Genomic DNA, 24136 nt, shown 5'->3' with positions numbered 1-24136 from the left:
GCAGGCGCCCCCGCTCGGCCCCGACGGCCGCCTCCCGGTCCGCGAGATCACCGGCGACCGCGCCGGTGCCGGCGCACCCTTCGGCGACGACCGCGAGCTGCCGCTGCCTCCCGACAAGCTCGACTACCAGCACCCCCACCCCGAAGACCGCGACTGAGCCGGAGCGCCGGCGGCAAGGTTTGAGATACCGCGACGCCCGTCGTGGTCCATACCGCCGTTTTCAGCGTCGCGTTAGGGCGGTTTCAGGACTCCGTCTCAGACTGGGGCCGCTAATCAATTTGTCGACGGTGACTGCGTGGCACCGCTGGTAAAGCGCGCGACGCGACCGAAGAACGGAGCACTAATGATTGTCCAAAGACGCGGCCTCATCTCACGCGCCGCACGTCGCCTGGCGGTTGCCGGGGCGCTGACCCTGGCACTCGGCGCGGGCGGGGTCCTCGTCAGCGCGGCGCCCGCCAGTGCGGCCAGAAACGAGGCGCAGTGCACCTACCACGAGACTATGTACGGCTACTGGTACAACGTTGCGACGATCGCCTGGAACAACAACTACATGCAGACGTATTACACGGCGGTGTACAACATGGATACCCACTTCGCCGGGATGAGCTATTACTGCTAGATAAGGCCGCACAGGTGGACGCACTCGCGGAAATCATCCGCGGGTGCGTCTATGCCGTACCGGCACCGCTTCACGCGGACTCGTCGGATTCGCGGACCCGAAAGCGCCGGTCCTCGACCAGGTGGCGGCCGCGGGCCGAGGTGCTCGATCGGGGTCAGCGGGTGGCGCGGATGGCGGCCAGTGTGGTGTGGACGTCGAAGGCCGCGCCGTCGTCGCTGGGCCAGCCGCCGTCGCTGCGTTGCGTCTCGGCCAGCCGCCGCCGGGCCGCGGTCAGCAGCCAGTCGTCCACCGCCACCCCCACGCGGCGCAGTGCGGACGCCATCCAGGCCACGTCGGCCGGGCTCATCTGGGCCAGGCGGTCGCCCAGCATGATCTGGATGCGGGCGGACTCGTAGAACATGTCCTGCCGGTGCAGCACCGCGGCGCTCAGCCAGGCGCTCACCAGGAACGTGCGCCACGAGCCGTCGTGGCCGATGTGTGCCGCGATCGCCTGGCCGGCGGGGCGCAGCAGCGCGCCGTACTGCCCGCCGCCCCAGCCCGCGTCCAGGTCGGAGACGCTGAGCCAGAAGGCGGCGTTCGCGGTCAGGAAGAGCCGGGCCTCCGGGTCGCCGGGCTTGGCCCACGGCGGTGCCTCGGCGGCCAGCGAGTCGTCTTCCTCCCACATGCTGTTCTGCTGGCGGCTGGCCAGCCAGTCGAGGCCGCGGCGGGCGGCCGGGCGGCCCAGCGCGCCGAGGTCGTCCAGCTCGGCCAGCCGGAAGCAGGTGGCGTCGATCGATGCGACCTCGGCGCCCCACGTGGCCGGCCAGCCGCCGTCGGGCGCCTGGCCGATCTCGGCAGTGGTGAGGATGTCTTCGCTCGGGGTCGCACCGGTGCGTAGGTATGACAGACGAGCACGATCCACGGCGTCTCCGTGGGCCACCACGAACCCGATCGCACCGTCCATGTCGACCACTCGCGAAACCCTACCGCCGCGCTCTTCGTTACGCCTCGGTAGGTCAGACCAAAGACCAGGTCAGTAGGCCGGTAGCGAGGGGTCCACCTGCTTGATCCAGGAGAGCACGCCGCCCTGCACGTGGACCGCGTCCTTGAAGCCCGCCGCCTTGAGCGCGGCCAGCGCCTCGGCGGAGCGGACGCCCGACTTGCAGTGCAGCACGATCTGCCGATCCTGCGGGAAGCGGGCCAGCGCCTCGCCGGACAGGATGTCGCCCTTGGGGATCAGAGTGGCGCCGGGAATGCGCACGATCTCGTACTCGGCGGCCTCGCGCACGTCGACGAGGAAGAGGTCCTTGCCGGAGTCCTGCCAGTCTTTGAGCTCGCGGGCTGTGATCGTGGAGTCGATCGTCGCCTCCTGGGCCTCGACCGACACCGCGCCGCAGAAGTCTTCGTAGTCTTCGAGCAGGTCGGTGACCGTCGGGTTTTCGCCGCAGAGCGCGCAGTTGGGGTCCTTGCGGACCTTGATCTTGCGGTAGGACATCTCCAGCGCGTCGTAGACCATCAGGCCGCCCACGAGCGGCTCGCCGATGCCGGTCAGCACCTTGATCGCCTCGGTGACCTGGATGGAGCCGATCGACGCGCAGAGCACGCCGAGCACGCCGCCCTCGGCGCAGGAGGGGACCATGCCGGGCGGCGGGGGCTCCGGGTAGAGGCAGCGGTAGCAGGGGCCGTGCTCGGACCAGAAGACCGACGCCTGCCCGTCGAAGCGGTAGATCGAGCCCCACACGTACGGCTTGCCGAGCAGCACGGCCGCGTCGTTGACCATGTAGCGGGTGGCGAAGTTGTCGGTGCCGTCGACGATCAGGTCGTACTGGGAGAAGATCTCCCGCACGTTGTCGCGGTCGAGCGACGTGTTGTGGATGACCACGTCGACGTACGGGTTGATCTCGCGCACCGACGCGGCCGCCGACTCCGCCTTGGGGCGGCCGATGTCGGACTGGCCGTGGATGATCTGCCGCTGGAGGTTGGACTCGTCGACGGTGTCGAAGTCGACGATGCCGAGCGTGCCGACGCCGGCCGCCGCCAGGTACATCAGCGCGGGCGAGCCGAGGCCACCGGCGCCCACACAGAGCACCTTCGCGTTCTTCAGCCGCTTTTGCCCGTCCATCGCGACGTCCGGGATGATCAGGTGGCGTGAGTAGCGGCGGATCTCGTCGACGGACAGCTCGGCGGCGGGCTCGACGAGCGGGGGCAGCGACACGATTGACTCCCCGGAAGGTAAGAGAGAGCGCTAACCGCACCATTGTTGCTCGCCGATGACGCGGCGGAGCAATGACGTGGCCCACGGCCCAGAAGGCGGGATCAGGGAATAGCCGGACCGACGTACCGGCGACCGGCCAGGTACGGCCACGCGTACGCCAGGCAGCCCTTGAGCCCGAGCGTCTGCTGCTGCATGACGGGGGCGGGCGAGCCGGATGCTGGGCAGGCCTCGTGGCCCTGGCCGAGCTGGTGTCCCACCTCGTGGTTGATCGCGTACGCCCGGTAGGTGGCGACCGGTGCGCCGTAGTCGGGCACGGCGGTCAGCCAGCGGGCGAGGTTGATGATGACCTGGCCGGGGAGGCGGCACGAGGTGTACCCCTCGGTGTCCAGCCCGCCGAGCGCGCACATCCGCTCGGAGGTGGCGGGCGTGGCCAGGTAGACGGTGAACTCGGCGGGCGCGCCGGTCGGCACCCGCTGGAGGCGGAAGCGCTTGGCCGCTACCCAGCTGCGCGGGTCGCCGAGGATCGCGTCCACCTCGGCGGCGAACGTGTGGGGGTCCTGCTTGGTGCCGTCTTCGACGGCGACCCGGAAGCGGCGCAGCGCGCCGGCCGTGCCGAGTACCCGCCCGGGCCTGGTGACCTCGGTGAACGAGCCCAGCCCGCGCTCCGGGAAGGCGACCGCCGCCACCGGCCGCGAGGCCACCGGCGACGGGGATCGGGTGGCCGACGGCCGGACACTCGGCGACCTCGAAACCGAGGGCCAGGGGGACGGCGACGGTGTCGGGGCCGCGGATGTCGGCGCGGGCGTGGGCGCCGCGGGCGTGGTGGGGGCCGCGGATGGCGCCGCCGCCGCGGGCACCGGGGCCGGCACGGGCCGGTGGCGGGCCGCGTCGATCACCACGAGACCGGTGCCGGCGAGAAAGAGCACCACGAGGGCGGTACGCCGCCGCCGGTGCCACATCCGCTCCTCGGACGCCCGCCGCGTGACGGGCCCGGACTCCGTGCGCCGGCTCCGGGGCACGGGAGTAGGTGGAGCGGGGGCACGAGGTGCGCGCGTCGTCATGGTCCACTCAGCGTGCCAGCCGATTTACACTGAGTTGTCCTCAGACACGCCGAATTGCCCGATCATTTCAGCGGGCCGGCGTACCGGCGCCCGTTCAGGAACGGCCACGGGTTGGCCGTGCATCCCTTGAGGTCGAGGGTCTGCTGCATCATCACCGGCGCCGGCCGGCCGCGCCGCGGGCACAGCTCGTGCCGGTGCCCCAGCTGGTGCCCGACCTCGTGGTTGATCACGTAGTCGCGGTACCGGGCGAGCGGCACCTTCGCCGCCACGAAGTGGTCGACCGACAGCCGCCACCGGTCGAGGTTGATGATCACGCTGCCGCCGATCCGGCAGGAGGTGTACGGCCGCCCGCGCACCGTGATGTCGACCCCGCCGGCCCCGCACAACCGCCCGGCGGTCTCCCGGGTGGCCAGGTGCACGGTGAAGTCGTACGGCGTGCCGCGCGGCACCCACTGCATGCGCAGGCCGCCGGCGGTCCAGCTCTGCGCGTGGCCGAGCGCCCCGTCCACCGCCGCACCGAACGCCGCCGCGTCTTCGCCCGCGCCGCGCTCGACCGCCACCTGGTACCGCAGCAGGGTGCCGGAGCGCCCGCGGACCGGGCCGCCCGTCGCGGCGTACTCGAAACTGCCAGATCCCTTGGTCGGCACCGGCCCGGAAAGCCGGAGTACCGGCGGCGCCGGCCTGGGCGACTCGGACGGCGAGGGAGACGCCTGCGGGGACGGCGGCAGCGACACGGCCAGCGTCTCCGGGACGGGCGACGGCACCGGCGCGGCGGGCGAAAGGTCGACCGGAAAGACCCCCAGCCCGACCAGGACGAGCCCCGCCAGTACCGCTGCCCCCGCGATCACGCCGAGGGCGCGACTCACGCCGGCGCCACCCGCGCCGGGCGCACGGCCCGGCTCAGCCTCGGTGTGCTGCTGGATGCGGGCTGGCGTATCTCGTCGAGCAGCGCGACCGCCGCCCGGGCCACCATCCGCGGCACCTCCATCTGGGCCACGTGCCCCACCTGGTCGAGGATCAGCAGCCGGCTGTCCGGGATCGTGCGGGCCACCTGCGGCGGCACCCGGATGTCGACGAGCTGGTCCTGGCGGCCGCCGATCACCAGCGTGGGCGCGGTGATCCGGGACGCGATGCGCCACAGCGAGCCTTCACCCGGCAGGTACGCCCGCAGGAAGCTGGAGACGAGCCCGCGCAGCGAGCCGAGGTAGGCCGGGACGTAGTGGGCGAGCTCGTACCGGATGCGGATCTCCTCGATCGCCTCCAGGCGGCGCTGCTCGCTGACCCGCTCGGGGTCGGCGAAGCAGGTGGCGATGATCTGGCGGGCCATCTCCTCGGGGGTGATACGGCCGAGGAAGCGCAAGGCGAGCCGGTCACCGCGCGGGATGGCGAGCAGCGGCAGCACGCGGCTCTGGCTCGAGCGGCGCGGGTCGAGAAACGGCATGGCCGGCGAGACCAGCGTCAACGAGCGCACCAGGTCGGGACGGGTGCCGGCCACGCGCACGGAGATCGCCCCGCCCAGCGAGTTGCCGAACAGGTGTACGGGGCCACGGTCGGAGTGCTCGATCCAGCGGATCACGCGGTCGGCGAAGGCGGCGATCGTGTAGCGGCGGGCCGGGTCGCTGCGCCCGAAGCCGGGCAGGTCGATCGCCTGGCCCTCCAGCCGGCTGGCGAGCAGGCCGGAGAGGTCGGTCCAGTTTGTCGAGGAGCCGCCGAGGCCGTGGACGTAGAGCGCGGGCTCGGCGGCGGGCGAGGTTGCCGGCGTGTCGCGCACGAACACACGGGAGCCGTCGAGCATTTCGGTGCGTCCTGGCCAGCGCGGCGTCTCCCGGTCGGCGGGGAAAATGTCATCCGCTCCGAGCAGCGCACGCTTCATCGATCAATGATGCCCCGCGCGGGGCGAAAGATGCCGCGCGTTACGCGAGCAATGCCTCCAAACGGCGGTTAACGGCGTTGAGTGTCGCACGTACGACAGCCTGGCGCGGATCGCCGGCCACCAGCGCGGAGCCGGCGAGCTGCTCGACCCACCCGCCGCAGACCAGCAGCACCACGACGACCGCGACCTCGCAGCTGCCGAACGGCACCACGGCCGCGTGCTCGACGAAGCACTTGCCCCGGTCACCGACCTGCTCGGCGGTGCTGAGCAGGTCGTCCACCGCGGACGCACCCGCCTCGGCGCAGAGGCGCAGCACGTACGCGTCGACGGCCGGACCGTTGGCCCGCCCGGTGGCCCGCCGCTCGTCGGCGGCGAGCCGCACCTCGACGGTGGCGTCCAGCCCGAACGTGCTGACCTGCACCTCGTCGATCACGATGCGCGGCCCCGGCTTGCCAGCCGGCAGCGGTCGCGGTGGCGCGGCCTCGACCGGAGCGCTCTGACCCAACGGGCCCTCCTCCCGCGCCCGGCGAGCCCGGCGGCGCGGTGTCTCGGGGGCCGGCCGTCGCTGCTCAGCGACCGGGCCGCCCGGCTGGGCGGGAAGGTAGGAACCGGCCGGAGCCGGGTAGGAGCCGGAAGCCGTGGGCTCGGAGCGGGGCCGGGCCGCGACCGGCTCGCCGGGACCGGGCGGCTCCTTGGGCGCGGCGGCCAGGCCCATCCGATCCTGGAGGAGGCGGGCGACGATGCGGCTGACCTCGGCCGGGTCGGCGCCGTCGGCCAGATCGAGGCGCAGGCTGTGTGCCCCGCCCTGCGTGGTGCGCAGCGAGGCGTCCCGCACGCCCTCCACGCCGCGCACGGCCGCCAGGATCGCCTGCACGTCGAAGCCCTCCGGGCGCTCCCGCGGCTGCACGTCGTCGCGTTGTAGATGGCTCCAGATGCGGGTGAGGTCGGGTCCGTCGGCGGGCGGCTCGGCGGGCGGCTCCGGCGCGGTGGGCACGTCGGGCTCGGACGGCACCCGCTGCGGAAGCGCCTCCGGCTCCGGTGCCCGCGCGGGTGGCGGCGGCGCGACCTGGCTGGTGGTGGCCTGGCTCGGTGGCGGCTGCGGCGCCGGCGGTGGCGGCGCGACGGCGGGCGCGGGGCCGGTCAGCGGGTCGCTGGCCAGGTCGGTGGGGCGCGCCGGCGGGCGCGGCGGGGCGGGCCTCGGCTCGGGTGCGCGCTCGGGCTGCGGCCACTCCTGCGCCCAGGTCGCCGTCGCGTGGGTCGGCGCCGGGGACACGGAACGGGCCTGCGGCACCGCCGGGGTCGGCGCGGGCGGCGACACCGGCCGCTCGTACAGCGTGGTGTCATAGCCGGGCCGCTCATACTGCGGCTGGGGCCGGAAGCCCGGGGGGACGTCGGCGGTCTTGCCCGCCTCGCGGGCCTCCCGCCACTGCTGCGGGGTCATCGAGCCGGCTTGCGACCGGGGCACGGCGGGACCCTGCGCGGGCCTGGCCGTCTCCGCCGGGGCGGACGCCCCGCGGCGGGACGGGAGTGGCTCCTCGGCGCCGTGGCGGGCGACCTCCGTGCCGTGGCGGGGCGCCTCGGGCTGGGGCGACAGCGCGGCCTGCACCGGCGGGGCCGAGCGGTCGACCGCGATCGGCGGGATCGGGGTGACCTCGGAGAGCCCGGAGACCCGGGCGGCGTCCTCGAGATCTCCCTCGTACGGGTACGGCGGGGCGCTCGCCGGCACCCGCAGCGCGACCGGGGCGGAGTCGGCGCCGTTGATCGGCGGCTGGGCCTGCTGCCGTGGCTGCTGCGGCGGGGCGGGGCTGAGCGGGGCGAGCAGGTCGGCGTAGCGCGGGGCGTCGGCCCAACCGTGCCCCACCCCACCGTCGGCTGGCGCGGTGCGCCAGGTCGGCTGCACCGGCTCGGGGGCGGGCTCCAGCGCGGCGCCGGCGTTCGACCAGACCGCGTCGGCCGCTGCCCAGCCATTTAGCCGGGCCTGACCAGCGCCGTCAGCCTTACCGCCGCGGTCGGCACGCTCTCCGTGCGGACCTGCGCCGTTGCTGCTACCTCCCGGCGTGACGCCACCGGGTTGCCCTGTTTCGTCCACCGTGCGCTCCTCGGTTGCCCCCGCTGAGGCTACCGTGTGCTGACAGTGGCGATAAGCCGCAACGTCAGGCTAGTTCGTCGGTAGGTCGATGTTTACCGATCCGTCGGATTAGCCGAAAGTATTAGGGCTATACGTGAAAGTCGAGGTGACGGCATGGCCGTAGGGTCGGGAAGCGCGCCGGCGACGGGCCGGCCCACGCGCCTGCCGCGTTCCGCGCGCCGCAAGCAGCTGCTGGAGGCGGCCCAGGACGTCTTCGTGGCGCAGGGGTACCACGCGGCCGCGATGGACGACATCGCCGAGCGGGCGGGCGTCTCCAAGCCGGTGCTCTACCAGCATTTCCCCGGCAAGCTGGAGCTCTACCTGGCGCTGCTCGACACCCACTGCGACGCGATCGTGGCGAAGGTGCAGAGCGCGATGTCCGCCACGAATGACAATAAGGAGCGCGTGCGCGGCGCCGTGCAGGCGTACTTCGACTTCGTCGACCATGAGAGCGAGGCGTTCCGGCTGGTCTTCGAGTCCGACCTGCGCAACGAGCCGGCGGTGCGGGAGCGGGTCGAGCGGGTGGAGAGCGGCTGCATCGCCGCGATCACCGACACGATCATCTCGGACACCGGCGTGAGCCGGGCCCGCGCCGAGCTGCTGGCCTCCGGCCTGGTGGGTGCGGCGGAGACGGCGGCGCAGTTCTGGCTCGCCGCCGGCCGGCAGGTGCCCAAGGCGGAGGCGGAGGCGCTCGTGGCGGCGCTCAACTGGCGGGGCATCGGCAGCTTCCCGCTACAGGGCGACCCGACCTGAGCCGACGCTCCGCGCAGGGCTTAATCCGAGCCGCGAGGCGAGGTGAGATTCCCACCCGGGGGTCGGATACCGTTGCACCGGCGGAGCTTCCGCCGGGACAGAGGAGGGTCACGTGGAGGTCAAGATCGGCGTGCAGTACGCCGCGCGCGAGCTCGTCATCGAGAGCGCGCAGACGCCGACCGACGTGGAAAAGATCGTGACCGAGGCGATCGAGTCCGACAGCGGAGTGCTGGCGCTACAGGACGAAAAAGGCCGGCGGATCATCGTGCCGGTGTCCAAGGTGGCGTATGTCGAGATCGCCGAAGCGTCGCCGCGCGCGGTCGGGTTCACCGCCCGCTGACGCGCTAGTTGTTGAGGCCGACCGCGGCCATACGCGCGGTATGCGCCGCGGTCAGCCGCTTCAGGAGTGCCTGCACGCCGGCCTGGTCCCCGGAGCCCTCCACGATCAGGATGGTGAGCGCGATCCGTTCCCCGGCCATCCGCTGCGCCTGGGTGAGCCCCTCCCCGACCAGGCGGCGGGCCCACATCGAGAGCCTGTTGGCCACCTTGGGGTCGGCGGCGATGGCGGCCCTGATCTCCCCCGCGGCGAAGTCGGTGTACTGCGAGTCGTGCAGCACATCCAGCACCAGGTCACGGTCTTCCGGCGTGAGAAACGCGGCCACCTCGCGGAAGAAGTCGTCGGCGATGCCGTCCCACACGTACGCCTTGGTGAGCGCCTCCAGCCAGTCCTTCGGCTCGGTCAGCTCGTGGTACTCCTGAAGCGCCGCGACATACGGCGTCATCGCCGCGTCCGGGTCGGCGCCGTGCTCGGTGAGGCGCGTGGCGAGGCGGCGGTAGTTGACGATCTCCACGGCGGCCATCTGGCTGAGCACCGCGCGGCGGCGCAGGTCAGGAGCCAGCCGGGCGTCGGCCGCCATCCGGTCGAAGGCCAGCAGCTCGGCGTAGGCCACCATGCCGAGCAGCTCGACGACGGCGGTGGCCGGCTGAGACACCTCGGACACGCCTTTGGAGACTTCTGTCACGTCCGCAGGTTACCCGCACAGGCCCGCCCCCGCGCCGGGAGCGGTCACCCCTACGCGGCCTTCGCGGCCACAATCTGAGCACGGTTCGCCCACGTCAGGTAGCATTGCGCAAGTTGCCGCTGGCCAGAGATCGTTTGACCCTGCCAGCGACGCGCGTGCGGCCCGCGATCGCATCGACCACCGCGATCGCGCGTGGCCCGCGCCAGACCGATTGAGCGCCCTAGGACAAAACGGGGCGCACCACGAGAGGGCACCCCTAAAACTCCATGAGCGAGATCGAAGAAGAAACAATCACCCGAGCCCCGGTCCGCCCCGACAGCCCCACCTTCGCCGATCTGGGCGTCCGCCCGGAGACGGTCGAGGCGCTGTCAAATGTGGGCATCACCAGGGCGTTCGCCATCCAGGAGTACACGCTGCCGATCGCGCTGCGTGGCTCCGACCTGATCGGCCAGGCACCGACCGGCACCGGTAAGACGCTGGGCTTCGGCGTGCCGCTGCTGGAGCGGGTCTTCGCGCCCGGCGAGGGCAGCGACGGCCTGCCGCAGGCACTTGTCGTCGTGCCCACCCGCGAGCTGGGCCTCCAGGTGGCCAAGGACATCGCCGCCGCCGGGCGCACCCGGGGCGTGCGGGTGCTGCCGATCTACGGCGGCGTGGCGTACGAGCCGCAGGTCGAGGCGCTCCGCGCGGGCGTGGAGATCCTGGTCGGCACGCCCGGCCGCCTGCTCGACCTGACCAAGCAAAAAAAGCTCCGCCTCGACCGCGTGCACGCGCTCGTGCTCGACGAGGCCGACCGCATGCTCGACCTGGGCTTCCTCGACGACGTCGAGAAGATCCTGGCGATGCTGCCCGAAGACCGCCAGACCATGCTCTTCTCGGCCACGATGCCCGATCCGATCGTCACGCTGTCCCGGCGCTTCCTGCGCCACCCGGTGGCGATCCACGCTGGTCACAGCGTCGAGACGGGCGCGTCGCCGCTGACCAAGCAGGTGGCCTACCGCACCCACCCGATGAACAAGATCGAGGTGCTCTCCCGCATCCTCCAGTCGGAGGGGCGAGGGCTCACCATGATCTTCACGCGCACCAAGCGGGCCGCCGACCGGGTCGCCGAAGACCTCGACTTCCGCGGCTTCGCGGCCGCCGCCGTACACGGCGACCTCGGCCAGGGCGCGCGTGAGCGGGCGCTGCGGGCCTTCCGCGCCGGCAAGATCGACGCCCTCGTCGCCACCGACGTCGCCGCCCGGGGCCTGGACGTCTCCGGCGTCACCCACGTGATCAACTATGACTGTCCGGAAGACCAGGACGCGTACACCCACCGCATCGGGCGCACCGGCCGGGCCGGCGCGAGCGGCGTGGCCGTGACGTTCGTCGACTGGGAAGACATGCCCCGGTGGCGGCTGATCGACAAGTCGCTGGGGCTGGAGATGCCCGAGCCGCCGGAGACCTACCACACCTCGTCGTGGCTCTACACCGATCTCGGCATCTCCACCGATATCTCGGGCACCCTGCCCACCGCCGAGCGCACCCGGGCCGGCCTGTCGGCCGAGGTCGAGGAAGACCTGGGCGGACGCGGACGCAGCACCCGCCGCCGCGGCCAGGCCCCCGTCCGCGGCCGGTCCCGCTCCCGCTCGGGTACCAGTGAGGGGCGCGAGCCGGCCGCCGAGCCCACCGAGTCGGCTGAGCCGAGCGGCCCCCGCCGCCAGCGCCGGCGCCGCCGGGCTGGCGAGGTCGTCGCCGGCACGGAGCAGGAGGCCGCGGCCACCGCCACCGAGGCGGCCGGAGAGTCTCCGACCGCTACCAAGCCGCGCCGCCGTCGCCGTCGCCGCAGCGGTGGCTCAGGCGACGCCGAGGCGTAGGCTTCGCCGGCGCCCGTGCAGGTGCGGCACCGCACTAGTGACCACATAAGAGGGCCCCTTCGCCGGAGCGAAGGGGCCCGACCCCGGTGAGCTGCGGGTCACACCGGGGAGCCGTGGGTCAGCTGACCGTGCAGGGAGCCAGCGCGTCGAGACCCACGGGACGCGCGTTGATCCGGCCGATGGCGGTGGCGATCCGGTTGATCGCGGCCACCCGCTTGTCCTCCAGCGGTCCGATGATCGCGTTCTGCACGAAGTTCGGGCCGCCCTGGCCCACCGTGCTCTCCAGGCGCGCCTGCGCCTCGGCGATCTGGTTGTCCAGCTGCGCGAGGTTGCGGTCCACCTCGGCCTTCGCGCCGGCCGGTACGGCCGGGAGCTGGCTTGCCACGTCCGGGCAGGTGATCGTGCCGACGTCACCGGCCGGCGGCTCCTCCGCGGGCGGCTCTTCGGCCGGCGGCTGCTCCGCGGGCGGCTCTTCGGCCGGTGGCTCCTCGCCGGGCGCGTTCGGGTCCTCAGCCGCGCCACCGCCGCCGCCCGTGGCGAGCGTGCAGGTGGCCAGCGACTCCAGGCCCTGCGGCCGGGTGCCCTTGCGGCCGATCGAGATCGCGATGCGGTCGATCGTGGCGGCACGCTTGTCCTTGAGCGGACCGAGGATCGCGTTCTGGATGAAGTTGGGGCCGCCCTCGCCCTGGCTGGTGACCAGCCGGCGGTTGGCCTCTTCGATCTGTGTGTTGAGCAGGGCGAGGTTTCGCGACACCTCGGCCTGCGCTGACGCCGGGACGCCGGACAGCTTGTCGCCCACGGTGGGGCAGTCGACGGTCGGGGCGGCGGACTCGCCGCCGGCCGCCGCGACGCCGATACCCGTGCCGAAGAGGGCGGCCGCCACACCGGCGGTGATGGCGATCTTCCAGCGACGGCTGATCTCTCTGCTCCTGGACATGCGCGTGACTCTCCTGCTGGTGCCGTAGTGGAGAAGCGCCGTCCGACGGCTGGTGCCATCCGCTTCGACCGTGATTACGGTGGGAGTGCTCCCAAGGGTTCAATCGAAGATCAACAGATAGGCTTGTTAACCATGGTGCGCCCGCTCGACGACGCGCTCGCCGAGGTGCGGGCGCTGCTGCTGGACCCGGGGCTCACCCGGGCCGTCGCCGCTGGCCGGCGGCGGGGGCAGGCGCCCTCGGTCGTTCGCGCGGAGGTGCGCCCGGTCACCCTCAAGGGCGGCACCCGGCTCCAGATCGTGACCAACGACGGCGCCCGCCCGCACACCCGCAACGTCGCACCCGGCCCGGAGGCCGGGGCGGCGGTCGACGCGCTGCTGGCCGAGCCGTTCGGCAACTGGCACGTGGAGACCGCCGACGCCACCGTGCAGCTGCGGGTGACCAAGAAGGGCGAGGCCCAGGTGCACCGGGCCGCGGCCGAGCGCTCCGCCGAGCCGGCCGCGCACGACCGCGAGAAGGAGTACCTGCTCGACCCGGGCGACCCCCTCTTCGACGCGATCGGCGGCAACGCGGCCAAGCGGCGCCAGGTCGACGCGTTTCTGCGCGCGCTCGCCGCGTCCGTCACGCCCCTGCCCGAGCGGCTGCGGGTGGTCGATCTGGGCTGTGGCAACGCCTACCTCACCTTCGCCGCCTACCGCTACCTGGCCGGTCGGGGCGTCGACGTGGAGGTGGTCGGTGTCGACGTGCGCGAAGACCAGCGCCGCCGCAACACCGAGCTGGCCGAGCGGCTGGGCTGCGCCGACCGGGTGCGGTTCGTGGCCGGCACGATCGCCGACGCGCCGGTCGCCACGCGGCCCGACCTGGTGCTGGCGCTGCACGCCTGCGACACCGCGACCGACGAGGCGCTGGCCCGCGCGGTCCGGTGGGAGGCGCGGTGGGTGCTCGCCGCGCCGTGCTGCCACCACGACATCGCCGCCCAGTTGCGCGGTCGGGCCGCTGCCGAGCCGTTCCCGCTGCTCACCCGGCAGGGCATCCTGCGTGAGCGCTTCGCGGACGTCCTCACCGACGCGCTGCGGGCGGGCCTGCTGCGCCTGCACGGCTACAAGGTCGAGGTGGTGGAGTTCGTCGACTCCCGCCACACGCCGCGCAACCTGCTGCTGCGCGCGCGGCGCACGGACGCGCCGCCGACCGAGGCGCAGCGGGAGGAGTACACGCGGATGGCGGCCGGGTGGGGCGTGACGCCGGCGTTGCAGCGCCTGCTCACACCACCATCGTGAGCTCGGCGGTGTGCACCTTCCCGGCGACCTGGAAGTCGAAGTACATCCGGTAGCGGCCCGGGCTCGGCACCGCCAGCCAGAACTTCACCGCCCCGCCGACCAGCTCGGGCTCGGGGTGGACGTGCACGTAGCCGAGGTCGCCCTCGCGCAGCACCACGAGATGGCCGAACGCGCCGAGGTACCGCTCCAGCCGCGCGCCCGGCGCGACGGTGAAGAGCATCGGCTGGGTGGAGCCGGTGCGCGGGGTGCCCTGGTAGCTGACGGTGAAGCCGTCGACGGTCGTCGTGCTGGCGGCGGGTGGCAGCGCCCGAGGGGCGTAGTCTCCGCGCACCACAAGGTCGGTGCCGAGGGTGGCGGCCGTGCCGTTGGCGGTGAAGTCCGCGTACGCCCGCCAGACACCCGGCTCGCCCAGGGTGAGCGGCACGCTCCAGCGGCCGTCCGGCGCCATCGTGGGGTGCACGTGCTGGTAGCCGGTGAGGTCGCGGCGCACCACGATCATGTGCAGCGGCTTTTCGTGCACGATCGCGAAGTTGGTGACCGGGCGCCGCCCGCTGTCGACGATCTGGAAGGCGAGCTCGGCGCGCTTGCCGGCGGTGAAGGTGGTGGCCTCGGGCACCAGCGAGAACCCACTCGCGCTGATCTCCAGGCCGCCCGCGGCGGCACCGCTCCCGCCGCCGCCAGTCGAATGCGTGTGCGCGCTGGTGGTGGTGGTCGGCGCCGCGACAGCCGCCGTCGGGCGGGCCGTGTCGCCGCCGGTCAGCCGCCCCAGACCGAAGCCGCCGATCAGCGCGATCACCAGCCCGGCGACGATGAACGGGATGCGGCTGTTCCTCACCGACCCAGTATGGCGGTTCGATGTGATCCAATGCCTCTGGCGTGTTCCGTCGCTTTTGCCAGATATAGCTCGTTGATGACTTCGTGTTCCGATCTCTCGTCCTGTTCGCGGTCCTCGTCCCGGCGATCTTCGTGGCCCAGCCGGCGGCCGCCGATCCACGGGGTGACCAGCTGGACGGCAAGCTGTACGCCGCCGCCGAACGCCTCGAGCAGGTGATCGAGGACTACAACGAGGCCCGCGACGACCTGCGCCTCACCCGCAGCAAGCAGGCCGCGCTCGCCGCGCGCACCCGCCCGTTGGAACGCGCACTGGCTGCCCAGCAGACAAGGATCGGCATGATCGCGGCGATCGAGTACCGCAACAGCGGCGCCGGCCCCGCGCTCGCCGTGATCACCTCGACCTCGCCCGAAGACTTCGCCGACCGCCTGCTCGTGCTCGACCGGCTGGCGGCACAGCAGCGCGCCGCGGTCGGCAAGCTGAACACCGCACGGGCCCGGTTCGCCGACAGCCGCCGCGCGCTCGACACGCTCGCCGCCCAGCAGGAGGCGCAGCAGCACCAGCTGGCCAACCGCCGCAAGCAGATCGAGCAGGACATCGCCCAGCTGGAACGGCTGCGCGAGCACAGCGGCTACCGCCCGTCGACCGGCATCCGCGGCTTCAAGCCGGTGTTTTCGGCCGGGCAGGCCGGCGCGGCGGTGCGGTTCGCGTACGCCCAGCTGGGCAAGCGCTACCGGTACGGCGCCGAGGGCCCGGACGCCTACGACTGCTCCGGCCTCACCTCGGCCGCCTGGGGCCGCGCCGGCGTCGCCCTGCCACACAACGCGCGGCGGCAGCAGGGATCGGTGCACCGGGTGAGCCGCTCCGAGCTACGCCCCGGCGACCTCGTCTTCTACTACCGCAACGTGCGGCACGTCGGCATGTACGTGGGCGGCGGCAAGATAATCCACGCCCCGCAACACGGCGAGCCGGTCCGCGTCGACAACGTCGACTACCAGCCCGTGCACAGCTTCGGCCGCCCCGGCTAGGACGGCTTCGGCCCTGAACCCCTATTTAGACAGAGATTCGAGCTACCGCGATGTCCGTCGTGGTCCGGACCGCTGCTCCCGCGGCCTCACCCGTCCGCTGTTGGTCGCGATCACACCGGCGATCCAGGGCAACGGGGGTTTCGTCGCCGCGAGTAACCGCCGCGGCGGTGTGAGCGGCGCGAGATTCGAGATCCAGGAGAGTTAGAGCGCCATATCGACCGTAAATCTTCTAGATCTCGAAGTCCCGAACCCGGCGCTGGTCACGCTGCGTCAGGAGGGCGGAGGTAGACGCTTGGGGGCTTGTCCCGCGGAGCCGGCAGTGGACGGCCGGGGATCTCGGCGAGCGCTGCGAGCCGCCGGCCGGGAACGGTGCCCGCGGGAGCATACGGTCCGCCGCTGACACGGACGTGGGAAACCTGCCTTGAAGCAACACCACGACGATGGAGCGCGCACGCCTTTGCCGGTGCCAGCGCGCCACCGCGTCAGCCCGAGTCTCTAGAGGCCCTAGCCGCTTGCCGCCAGGGCCAGGGGAAGGACGAGTGGGGCGCCGGCGAGGCGGAGCTGGCGGGCGGCCATCGTCATCGTCCAGCCGGAGTCGACCAGGTCGTCGACGAGCAGCACGGGACCGTCCAGGGTGGACAGATCGTCCGGTGGGGTGAACTCGCCGTAGAGGGTGCGCACCCGCTGGGCGCTGTTGCCCCGGGCACCGCCGCTGTCGCCGGCGGGTGGCAGCACGCCAAGCAGCGGCAGGCGGCCGACGGTCGCGATGTGGTCGGCGAGGCCGCGGACGAGCTGGGGATGGCGGCGCGAGCCGATGGCGATGATGCCGACCGGGCGTGCCGGCCACGGGTCGTCGCCGCGCGCCCAGGTCTTGAGCACCTCCACGACCGCGCCCGCGACGTCGGCCGGTAGCGGGGCGTCGGGCGCGTCCGGGCCGGCGACGGTGCGCAGCCGGGAGCCCCAGCCGAGGTCGGAGAGGCGGCCGACCGCGCGGCCGCTCGCCGCCTGCTCGGCCGGTGGGATCTTGCCGCGTAGGGGCACGCCGACCTGCTCCAGGCCGGTCGGCCACAGCTTTTTGGGCGTGATCTCGATGCCGGCCCGCCCGAGAAACGCCTGTGCCGCCTTCATCGCGGCGTCGGAGACCGCCGCCTGGTATCGCGGACCGGTGCAGTTGTCACACCGTCCACAGGGGACGGCGCCGGGGTCGTCGAGGCACTTGCGCAGGAACTCCATCCGGCAGTCGCCGGTCGCCGTGTACTCGCGCATCGAGCTCTGCTCGGCGGTGCGCGCGTCGGCCACGCGGCGCAGCCGGGCCGCGTCGTACGTCCACGGGTCGCCGGTCGCCAGCCAGCCGCCGCGCACCCGGCGGACCGCGCCGTCGACGTCGAGCACCTTGAGCATCAGCTCCAGCCGGGTGCGCCGCAGGTCGACGATCGGCTCCAGCGCGGGCGTCGACAGTGGACGGTCGGTGGAGAGGGCGGCCAGCACGGTGCGCACCTGGTCTTCGGGTGGGAACGCGAGCGAGGCGAAGTAGCGCCAGATGGCCGCGTCTTCGGGCCCGGGCAGCAGCAACACCTCGGCCTGCTCGACCGCCCGGCCGGCGCGGCCCACCTGCTGGTAGTACGCGATCGGCGAGGGTGGCGCGCCGAGGTGGACCACGAAGCCCAGGTCGGGCTTGTCGAAGCCCATGCCCAGCGCGGACGTGGCGACCAGCGCCTTCACCTTGTTGTCCAGCAGGTCTTGCTCGGCCGAGCGGCGGTCGGCGTCGTCGGACTGCCCGGTGTACGAGGCGACGGGGTAACCGCGCGAGCGGAGGAACTCGGCCGTCTCCCCCGCCGCGGCCACCGTGAGCGTGTAGATGATGCCGGAGCCGGGGAGCTGGTCGAGGTGGTCGGCGAGCCAGGCGAGCCGGTGTGCCGGCGTGGCGAGGTCGAGCACGGCCAGGCGAAGCGAGTCGCGGTCGAGCGGCCCGCGCAGCACGAGCGCGTCGCCGAGCTGGTCGGCGACGTCGGCGGTGACCCGGGCGTTGGCGGTCGCGGTGGTGGCCAGCACCGGCGTGCGCTCGGGCAGGCCGGCCAGGAACGTGCGCAGCCGCCGGTAGTCGGGCCGGAAGTCGTGCCCCCAGTCGGAGACGCAGTGGGCCTCGTCGACGACGAGCAGGCCGGTGGTGGCCGCCAGCCGGGGCAGCACGGTGTCGCGGAAGTCGGGGTTGTTGAGCCGCTCGGGGCTGATCAGCAGCACGTCGACCGCGCCGGCCTGGATCTCGTCGGTGATCTGATCCCACTCGTCGAGGTTGGCCGAGTTGATCGTGCGGGCGTGGATGCCGGCGCGGGCGGCGGCCTCGACCTGGTTACGCATGAGCGCCAGCAGCGGCGAGACGATGACCGTCGGCCCGGCGGTGGCGTCCTGTCTGAGCAGCGCGGTGGCCACGAAGTACACTGCGGACTTGCCCCACCCGGTGCGCTGCACGCACAGCACCCGCCGCCGCCCCGCGACCAGCGCCTCGATCGCCCGCCACTGGTCGTCGCGGAGCTTGGCGTGGTCGCCGGCCAGGCGCCGGAGGACGGCTTCGGCTCTTTCGCGCATCGCCCCTTCCTATCAGCAACGCCCGACAACGTCCGCCCGGCGCACGCCGATCAAGGAGTTATCGGTTCACTACTCTGCGCAAGATCGCCGACTTTGATCAGCAGAAGACGCGAATATGCGTCCTTTCCGGACACGCCGGGTGGCGCCTAGCGTGGGCGTGGTGAAGGCCGGACGACGTCTTGCGATACAGGCCGCCGTGGTGGGTCTCGGGCTTGCCGGGCTGGCGCTGACCGTGCCCACCTTCGCCGCCACCAAGGAGAAACCCGCCGCCACCACGGCGAAGAACGTGCCGGCGGCCAAGCAGAAGTGCTGCCTGGTCGAGCTGCGCGGGCCGGCCCGCACGGTCACCGCCGGTGGCGCGCCCGCCCGGTTCGACCTCGTGGTGAGCCGCTCCGAAAAGGGCTGCACGCAGACCCGGCGCACGATCACCGTGCGGCTCGGTGGCCTGGCCGCCGAGCACGTGCGGGTGGAGCGGGTGGTGTCCGGTCAGGCGCTGGCGCTCCGCGACACCTCCGCGGTCGCCGGCACGGTCGAGGCGGTCGACCCGCTCATCGACTCGAAGCTGATCTGCGGCGCGGAAACCGAGGCGGCGGCCAGCTACCGGATCGCGTTCCTGGACGGGACGCCGCTGGGGCGGGCCGAGCTCGTCGTCTCGGCGCACGCGGTCAACGGAAAGCTGCTCGACAGCGCACGCGCGACGACCGTGGTGGTCGACGCCGTGCGCACGTCGCAGCCGCCGCCGCGGACCACACCGCCGCCGCCCGTCACCGAAAGCCCGGCCGCCGACGAGACGACCGGCGCCCCGCCGGCCCAGGAGCAGGCGCCGCCACCGATCGACGGCGCCGGCGCGCCGCCCGTGGCCCGGCCGCCGCTCAAGCCCGCCGCCGAGACGCACCCGCTCTCCACGACCCTGCTCACCGCGAGCATCGTCTTCGCCCTCTCGGCGATGCTGTTGATGGGCGTGCTGTGGCGGCTGCGCCGGGCGCCGGTGCCGACCGCGGACGAGGCGCCGACCGCCACGCTCCCGCCGGGCGTGGGCGCGGAGCTGGCCATGCTCACCGAGGACAGAGATGCCGCCGGCCCGACGCGGCCGGCGGCACCCTAGAAGAAGATCTCTACTTCGTGAAACCCACCCGGGCGGCAACGGCCGTGTCCGGGTGGTCGCTGAACACGCCGTCCAGGCCGAGCCCGTAGAAGAGCGCGAACTCGGCGAAGATGTCACCGCGCGCGTTCGGGTCGGTGCCGATCCGGAAGTCGGCCGGCAGGAACTGGTTTTCCGCCCGGAACGTCCACGCGTGCACGATCAGGCCGTGGCGGTGCGCGTCGCGGATCAGCGTGGTCGGGGCCAGGAGCTTGCCGGTGGCGTCGCGCGGCACGATGAGGTTCTTCTCCACGCCCACGCCGTCGGCGTACCGGCTGATCCACTTCAGGCCGTCGGCCTTGGCCAGGTCGGCGTACGTGCGCGGGTCGCCCGCCACCATGAAGTCATAGGGCTTGCCGGACGAGCTGAGCAGCTGGGCCAGCTTGACGTCGATCAGCTTGTCGAGCTTGCGGAGGTTGGCGGTCTCGAAGGACTGGATGATGACCGCGTCCTTCTTCTCCGTGAGCCGGTTGCGCTGGAGGACCTTGACCAGCGGCTCCTCCAGCGGCAGCCCGATGTTCTGGAAGTAGGTCGGGTGCTTGGTCTCCGGGTACACGCCGATCGTGCGGCCGAGCTTGCGGCTCTGCGTACGGGCCAGGTCGATGACCTCCTGGAACGTCGGCACCTCGAACTTGCCGTCGAACGCGGTGTTGGTGGGGCGCACCTGCGGCAGCCGCTCCTTGGCGCGCAGCGTCTTGAGCTCGGCGAGCGTGAAGTCTTCGGTGAACCACCCGGTCACCGACACGCCGTCGATCGTCTTGGTCGCCCTGCGACCGGCGAACTCCGGCCTGACGGACACGTCGGTGGTACCCGAGATCTCGTTTTCGTGGCGGGCCACGAGCACACCGTCCTTGGTGGAGACAAGGTCGGGCTCGATGTAGTCGGCTCCGGTCGCGATCGCCAGCCGGTAGGCCTCGAGCGTGTGCTCGGGGCGGTAACCGCTGGCCCCGCGGTGTCCGATGACGGTCGGCTCCTCGTCGCGGTGCGCGACGGCGCCGGAAGGTACGGCAATGATGGCCGCCAGCATAGCGCCGGCCAGGACCACTACTGGAAGTTTGGTTCGCACGGCGTGAGTCAAGCCGCCCCGGACGAAGAGAGACTGTCCACTGATCAGCCGTGATATGAACATGCCTGATGCGCCGGACCCTTCAGCACCCCGCTCGGATCGTGCCCCTCGCGTTCCTGTGCGTGATCACGATCGGCACCGTCCTGCTGATGCTCCCCGTGTCACGCGCGGGGAGCGGCGGGGCGCCTTTCATGACCGCCTTCTTCAACGCCACCTCCGCGATCACCACGTCCGGGATGTCGACGGTGGACACCGCGACGTACTGGTCGGACTTCGGGCACGTGATGCTGATGGTGCTCACCCAGGTCGGCGGCTACGGCATCGCCACCATGGCCACGCTGCTGGGCCTGCTGGTCTCGCAGCGGCTGGGCCTGCGCAGCCGGCTGATGGCGCGGGCGGAGACCAGCGCCGGCCTGGCCCTGGGCGAGGTACGCACGGTGCTCGTGCTCGCCGCCGTCGTCATGTTCGCCAGCGAGGCGGTGATCGCCGCGATCCTCACCGCCCGGCTGTGGCTGGCCTACGACGTGCCGCTGGGCTCGGCCCTGTGGGAGGGCGTGTTCAACGCGATCCAGGCGTTCAACAACTCCGGCTTCTCGCTGCGCAGCGACGGCCTGTTCGGCTTCGCCGGCGACTGGTGGATCTGCGTACCGCTGACGCTGGGCGTGATCGTCGGCGGCCTCGGCGTGCCCGTGCTGTACGAGTTCGCCCGCGAGTTGCGCCGCCCGGCCGCCTGGTCGACGCACACCCGGATCACCGTGTGGGGTTCGCTGGTGTTGCTGGTGGTCGGCTTCGCCACCGTGCTTGTCTTCGAGTGGGGCAACCCCGGCACGCTCGGGCCGCTCGGCGTGGCCGAGAAGATCCTCGCCGCCTTCGTGCAGGGCACGATCCCCCGCTCGGGCGGCTACAACACCGTCGACTACAGCGCGATGGACGCCGACACCACGACGATCGTCACCGGCCTGATGTTCATCGGCGGCGGCAGCGCGAGCACCGCCGGCGGCATCAAAGTCACCACGTTCTTCCTGCTCGCGTACGTGATCTGGACCGAGGTCCGCGGCGAACGCGACGTCGTGGTCGGCCGCCGCCGCATCGCCGAGTCGACCCAGCGGCAGGCCACGACGGTCGCCCTCCTCGGCGTGGCCACGGTCGCCAGCGGTACCTTGGCGCTGCTCGCCCTCACCTCGGGCGTGCCGCTGGACCGGGCGCTCTTCGAGGTCATGTCGGCGTTCAGCACCGCGGGCATCACCGTCGGCCTGACCGCGCAGCTGTCCGGCTCGGGCCAGCTCGTGCTGATCCTGATGATGTTCATCGGCCGGGTGGGCCCGATCGCGGTCGCCTCGGCGCTCGCGCTCAACACCCGCCACCGGCAATACCGATACCCGGAGGAGCGACCCATCGTTGGCTGAGAAGACAAAAGCGCCGACCGCGGACGAAAACGTGGTGGTGATCGGACTGGGCCGCTTCGGTGGCCAGGTGGCCGAGTCGCTGACCCGGCTGGGCCACGAGGTGCTCGGCGTCGACGAGGACACCAAGCTGGTGCAGCAGTGGTCCGACCGCCTCACCCACGTGGTGCAGGCCGACGCCACCGACGAAGACGTGCTGCGGCAGATCGGCATCAGCGAGTTCGGCCGGGCGGTGGTCGGCATCGGCACCGACATCGAGGCGAGCGTGCTGACCGTGCTGGCGCTGACCGAGGTCGGTGTCCACGACATCTGGGCGAAGGCGATCTCGGCCAAGCACGGCAAGATCCTGCGTTCGGTCGGCGCCCACCACGTCATCTACCCCGAGGCCACGATGGGCGAGCGGGTGGCCCACCTGATCACCAGCCGCATGCTCGACTTCATCGAGCTCGACGACGACTTCGCGATTGCCAAGACCCGGGCGCCGCGTGACGCCGTGGGCCGCACGCTGGCCGACGTCGGCCTGCGGACCAGGTACGGCGTGACGGTGGTCGGCGTGAAGGCCCAAGGCGCCGACCTCGTGTACGCCACCCCGGAGACGGTCGTGCCACGCAACGCGGTGCTGATCGTGGCCGGCACGACCGAGCAGGTGCAGCGCTTCGCCGCCGCCACCTAGCCGACCGAGTCGGCCGGCCACTGGGTGCCGACGACGGCGAGCAGCTTCAGCGCTTCGGCCGTGCGGCTGCCCGGCGCGGCGCTGTAGATGATCAGGCGCTGCCCGTGGCCGGCGACCTCCAGCGTCTCGCACTCCAGCTCGAGCTCCCCCACCACCGCATGCTTCACCCGCTTGAGCGTCGTACCGCGCCGCACGCAGACCTGCAAGAGTTCCCACCGGCGCACGAACTCGGGGCTCGCGGCCCGCAGCCGGGCGATCAGGCCGTGGATGCCGGCGTCGTCCGGGTACTGCGCGGCCGCCGCGCGTAGCTCGGCCACGCACTCGTCGGCGAAGGCGGAGGTCTCCGGGTCGTTGAGCGCGATCTGCGAGATGTCGCCGCCGAACATGTTCCAGATCATGTTGCGGCGGCCCGGCGGCCAGGTGTCGGGGTCGCCGAGCAGGGCGGCGGCCATCGGGTTCCAGGCGAGGATCTCGTACTTGACGTCGATGACGTAGGCGGGTGTGTCGTCGAGGCGGCTGAGCAGATGCAGCACGCCGGCCGGCACGTCCGCGCTCGGGCCGGACGGGGATGCGGGCTGCTCGCCGACCAGGTGGTAGAGGTGGGCGCGCTCGGCGTCGTACAGCCGCAGCGCGCGGGCCAGCGCGGAGAGCACCTGCCGCGACGGGCGCGGGCCGCGGGCCTGCTCCAGCCTGGCGTAGTAGTCGACCGAGATGCCGGCCAGCCGGGCCACCTCCTCGCGCCGCAGGCCGGGCGTGCGGCGGCGTGGGCCGGCGGGCAGGCCGACGTCCGCGGGCTGGACACCGGCGCGACGGCTGCGCAGGAAGGCGGCGAGCTGTCGGCGGTCCATGCGCCCCATCATGTCCGCTGGTCGCGACCGCAACCAGGGACCGGCAGTCCGTGGTTGAAGCGTGCTCTCCTCACCGGAGCCCGGGCGCCGCAGGGTCGAGCCCATGAGTGAAACAGGGAAGGTCGCCCTCGTGACGGGGGCGAACAAGGGCATCGGGTACGAGATCGCCCGCGGCCTGGGTGAGACCGGCGTCACGGTGCTGGTCGGCGCGCGGGACACCGAGCGGGGTGTGGCCGCCGCGGAGAAGCTGGCCGCCGAGGGGGTGACGGCCGTGCCGATCCAGCTCGACGTGACCGACCCGCTGTCGGTCACGGCGGCCGCGGCACGTGTCGAGCGGGAGTACGGCCGGCTGGACATCCTGGTCAACAACGCCGGCGTCCTCGTCGAGCGGGGACAGCGGCCGAGCCGGACGCCGCTTCAGATGCTGGAGCGCACGTACGCCACCAACGTGTACGGCGTCGTCGCGGTGACCAACGCCCTGCTGCCGCTGCTGCGCCAGGCGCCGGCCGGCCGCATCGTCAACCTCTCCAGTGGGCTCGGCTCGATGGCGCTGACCAGCGACCCGGACGGGCCGTTTCCCGGGGCGTGGCTGCTGGCGTACAACTCCTCCAAGAGCGCGCTCAACTCGATCACCGTGACCTACGCGAACGAGCTGCGGGACACACCGATCAAGGTGAACGCGGCCGATCCGGGCTACTGCGCGACCGACCTCAACGGCCACGCCGGGCCGCGCACGCCGGCGCAGGGTGCGGTCGCCGCGGTGCGCCTGGCCACACTCCCGCAGGACGGTCCGACCGGGGGCTTCTTCGACGACGCGGGCACGGTGCCCTGGTAGCGGTTCAAC

22 protein-coding genes are annotated in these 24136 nt (G+C 72.4%); 10 read left to right on the top strand and 12 right to left on the bottom strand.

Annotated elements, in window-relative coordinates:
- The first annotated feature begins 343 nt into the window (after positions 1-343).
- Positions 344-619, top strand: coding sequence for a hypothetical protein (locus tag AC5L36_RS04470; protein ID WP_441214062.1), 276 nt, complete (start codon positions 344-346; stop codon positions 617-619).
- A 154-nt stretch (positions 620-773) separates the two neighbouring features.
- Here the strand turns inward: AC5L36_RS04470 and AC5L36_RS04465 are convergent, their stop codons facing one another.
- From AC5L36_RS04465 to AC5L36_RS04440, 6 genes are all read right to left on the bottom strand, one after another.
- Positions 774-1520, bottom strand: a complete 747-nt coding sequence (locus AC5L36_RS04465) for a prenyltransferase/squalene oxidase repeat-containing protein (RefSeq protein ID WP_441214060.1) — start codon at positions 1518-1520, stop codon at positions 774-776.
- A 111-nt stretch (positions 1521-1631) separates the two neighbouring features.
- Entirely contained in the window at positions 1632-2813 is a 1182-nt protein-coding gene (gene moeZ / locus AC5L36_RS04460) for an adenylyltransferase/sulfurtransferase MoeZ (RefSeq protein ID WP_441214058.1), read from the bottom strand.
- Positions 2814-2914: 101 nt separating this feature from the next.
- Entirely contained in the window at positions 2915-3832 is a 918-nt protein-coding gene (locus AC5L36_RS04455; RefSeq protein WP_441214057.1) for a DUF3152 domain-containing protein, read from the bottom strand.
- 104 nt (positions 3833-3936) lie between these two features.
- Positions 3937-4740, bottom strand: a complete 804-nt coding sequence (locus tag AC5L36_RS04450) for a DUF3152 domain-containing protein (RefSeq protein ID WP_441214056.1) — start codon at positions 4738-4740, stop codon at positions 3937-3939.
- A complete protein-coding gene (locus AC5L36_RS04445; protein ID WP_441214054.1) occupies positions 4737-5747 on the bottom strand; it encodes an alpha/beta fold hydrolase in 1011 nt (336 codons plus the stop codon). The genes AC5L36_RS04450 and AC5L36_RS04445 overlap by 4 nt, the downstream gene beginning before the upstream one ends.
- A 40-nt stretch (positions 5748-5787) precedes the next feature.
- Entirely contained in the window at positions 5788-7836 is a 2049-nt protein-coding gene (locus AC5L36_RS04440) for a hypothetical protein (protein WP_441214053.1), read from the bottom strand.
- Positions 7837-7989: 153 nt separating this feature from the next.
- Between AC5L36_RS04440 and AC5L36_RS04435 the strand changes: the two genes are divergently transcribed.
- Together AC5L36_RS04435 and AC5L36_RS04430 are read left to right on the top strand one after the other, a co-directional pair.
- Positions 7990-8628 (top strand): TetR/AcrR family transcriptional regulator, encoded by a 639-nt coding sequence (locus AC5L36_RS04435; RefSeq protein ID WP_441214051.1) that lies wholly within the window; start codon positions 7990-7992, stop codon positions 8626-8628.
- A 112-nt stretch (positions 8629-8740) separates the two neighbouring features.
- Complete coding sequence (locus AC5L36_RS04430; protein WP_441214050.1) at positions 8741-8968, top strand: DUF3107 domain-containing protein; 228 nt, start codon at positions 8741-8743, stop codon at positions 8966-8968.
- 4 nt (positions 8969-8972) lie between these two features.
- Here AC5L36_RS04430 and AC5L36_RS04425 read toward each other — a convergent pair whose 3' ends face one another.
- Positions 8973-9650 carry a ferritin-like fold-containing protein gene (locus AC5L36_RS04425; protein WP_441214049.1) on the bottom strand — a complete coding sequence of 226 codons (678 nt, stop codon included), beginning with the start codon at positions 9648-9650 and terminating at the stop codon, positions 8973-8975.
- Between the two features lie 266 nt (positions 9651-9916).
- Here AC5L36_RS04425 and AC5L36_RS04420 point away from each other — a divergent pair, with 266 nt between their 5' ends.
- Entirely contained in the window at positions 9917-11503 is a 1587-nt protein-coding gene (locus AC5L36_RS04420; protein WP_441214047.1) for a DEAD/DEAH box helicase, read from the top strand.
- 118 nt (positions 11504-11621) lie between these two features.
- On the opposite strand, the gene AC5L36_RS04415 is transcribed toward AC5L36_RS04420, so the two are convergent.
- Complete coding sequence (locus AC5L36_RS04415) at positions 11622-12440, bottom strand: hypothetical protein (RefSeq protein ID WP_441214046.1); 819 nt, start codon at positions 12438-12440, stop codon at positions 11622-11624.
- 132 nt (positions 12441-12572) lie between these two features.
- On the opposite strand from AC5L36_RS04415, the gene AC5L36_RS04410 reads away from it, so the two are divergent.
- Positions 12573-13715: a class I SAM-dependent methyltransferase gene (locus AC5L36_RS04410; RefSeq protein ID WP_441214045.1), complete on the top strand. Its 1143-nt coding sequence runs from the start codon at positions 12573-12575 to the stop codon at positions 13713-13715.
- Here the strand turns inward: AC5L36_RS04410 and AC5L36_RS04405 are convergent.
- Complete coding sequence (locus AC5L36_RS04405; protein WP_441214044.1) at positions 13699-14550, bottom strand: DUF8832 domain-containing protein; 852 nt, start codon at positions 14548-14550, stop codon at positions 13699-13701. The genes AC5L36_RS04410 and AC5L36_RS04405 overlap by 17 nt on opposite strands.
- 83 nt (positions 14551-14633) lie before the next feature.
- Here AC5L36_RS04405 and AC5L36_RS04400 point away from each other — a divergent pair, with 83 nt between their 5' ends.
- The gene (locus AC5L36_RS04400) at positions 14634-15575 is read left to right on the top strand and encodes a C40 family peptidase (protein WP_441214043.1); all 942 of its coding nucleotides are present in this window, start codon (positions 14634-14636) and stop codon (positions 15573-15575) included.
- A gap of 504 nt (positions 15576-16079) precedes the next feature.
- Here AC5L36_RS04400 and AC5L36_RS04395 read toward each other — a convergent pair.
- A complete protein-coding gene (locus AC5L36_RS04395; RefSeq protein ID WP_441214042.1) occupies positions 16080-18161 on the bottom strand; it encodes a RecQ family ATP-dependent DNA helicase in 2082 nt (693 codons plus the stop codon).
- A 160-nt stretch (positions 18162-18321) separates the two neighbouring features.
- Here AC5L36_RS04395 and AC5L36_RS04390 point away from each other — a divergent pair, with 160 nt between their 5' ends.
- Positions 18322-19266, top strand: a complete 945-nt coding sequence (locus AC5L36_RS04390) for a hypothetical protein (protein ID WP_441214041.1) — start codon at positions 18322-18324, stop codon at positions 19264-19266.
- A gap of 10 nt (positions 19267-19276) precedes the next feature.
- On the opposite strand, the gene AC5L36_RS04385 is transcribed toward AC5L36_RS04390, so the two are convergent.
- Entirely contained in the window at positions 19277-20329 is a 1053-nt protein-coding gene (locus tag AC5L36_RS04385) for a glycerophosphodiester phosphodiesterase (protein WP_441214478.1), read from the bottom strand.
- Positions 20330-20436: 107 nt separating this feature from the next.
- Between AC5L36_RS04385 and AC5L36_RS04380 the strand changes: the two genes are divergently transcribed.
- Together AC5L36_RS04380 and AC5L36_RS04375 are read left to right on the top strand one after the other, a co-directional pair.
- On the top strand, positions 20437-21774 hold the full coding sequence (locus AC5L36_RS04380; RefSeq protein ID WP_441214040.1) for a TrkH family potassium uptake protein: 1338 nt from the start codon (positions 20437-20439) through the stop codon (positions 21772-21774).
- The gene (locus tag AC5L36_RS04375) at positions 21767-22444 is read left to right on the top strand and encodes a potassium channel family protein (RefSeq protein ID WP_441214039.1); all 678 of its coding nucleotides are present in this window, start codon (positions 21767-21769) and stop codon (positions 22442-22444) included. The genes AC5L36_RS04380 and AC5L36_RS04375 overlap by 8 nt, the downstream gene beginning before the upstream one ends.
- Here the strand turns inward: AC5L36_RS04375 and AC5L36_RS04370 are convergent.
- On the bottom strand, positions 22441-23292 hold the full coding sequence (locus AC5L36_RS04370) for a helix-turn-helix transcriptional regulator (protein ID WP_441214038.1): 852 nt from the start codon (positions 23290-23292) through the stop codon (positions 22441-22443). The two genes, AC5L36_RS04375 and AC5L36_RS04370, sit on opposite strands and share 4 nt — an antisense overlap.
- Positions 23293-23395: 103 nt before the next feature.
- Here AC5L36_RS04370 and AC5L36_RS04365 point away from each other — a divergent pair, with 103 nt between their 5' ends.
- Positions 23396-24127 (top strand): SDR family oxidoreductase, encoded by a 732-nt coding sequence (locus tag AC5L36_RS04365; protein WP_441214037.1) that lies wholly within the window; start codon positions 23396-23398, stop codon positions 24125-24127.
- Positions 24128-24136: the final 9 nt, after the last annotated feature.

The organism is Phytohabitans sp. LZ39 (assembly GCF_059359075.1).
This window is presented reverse-complemented; position numbering and strand designations above follow the sequence as displayed.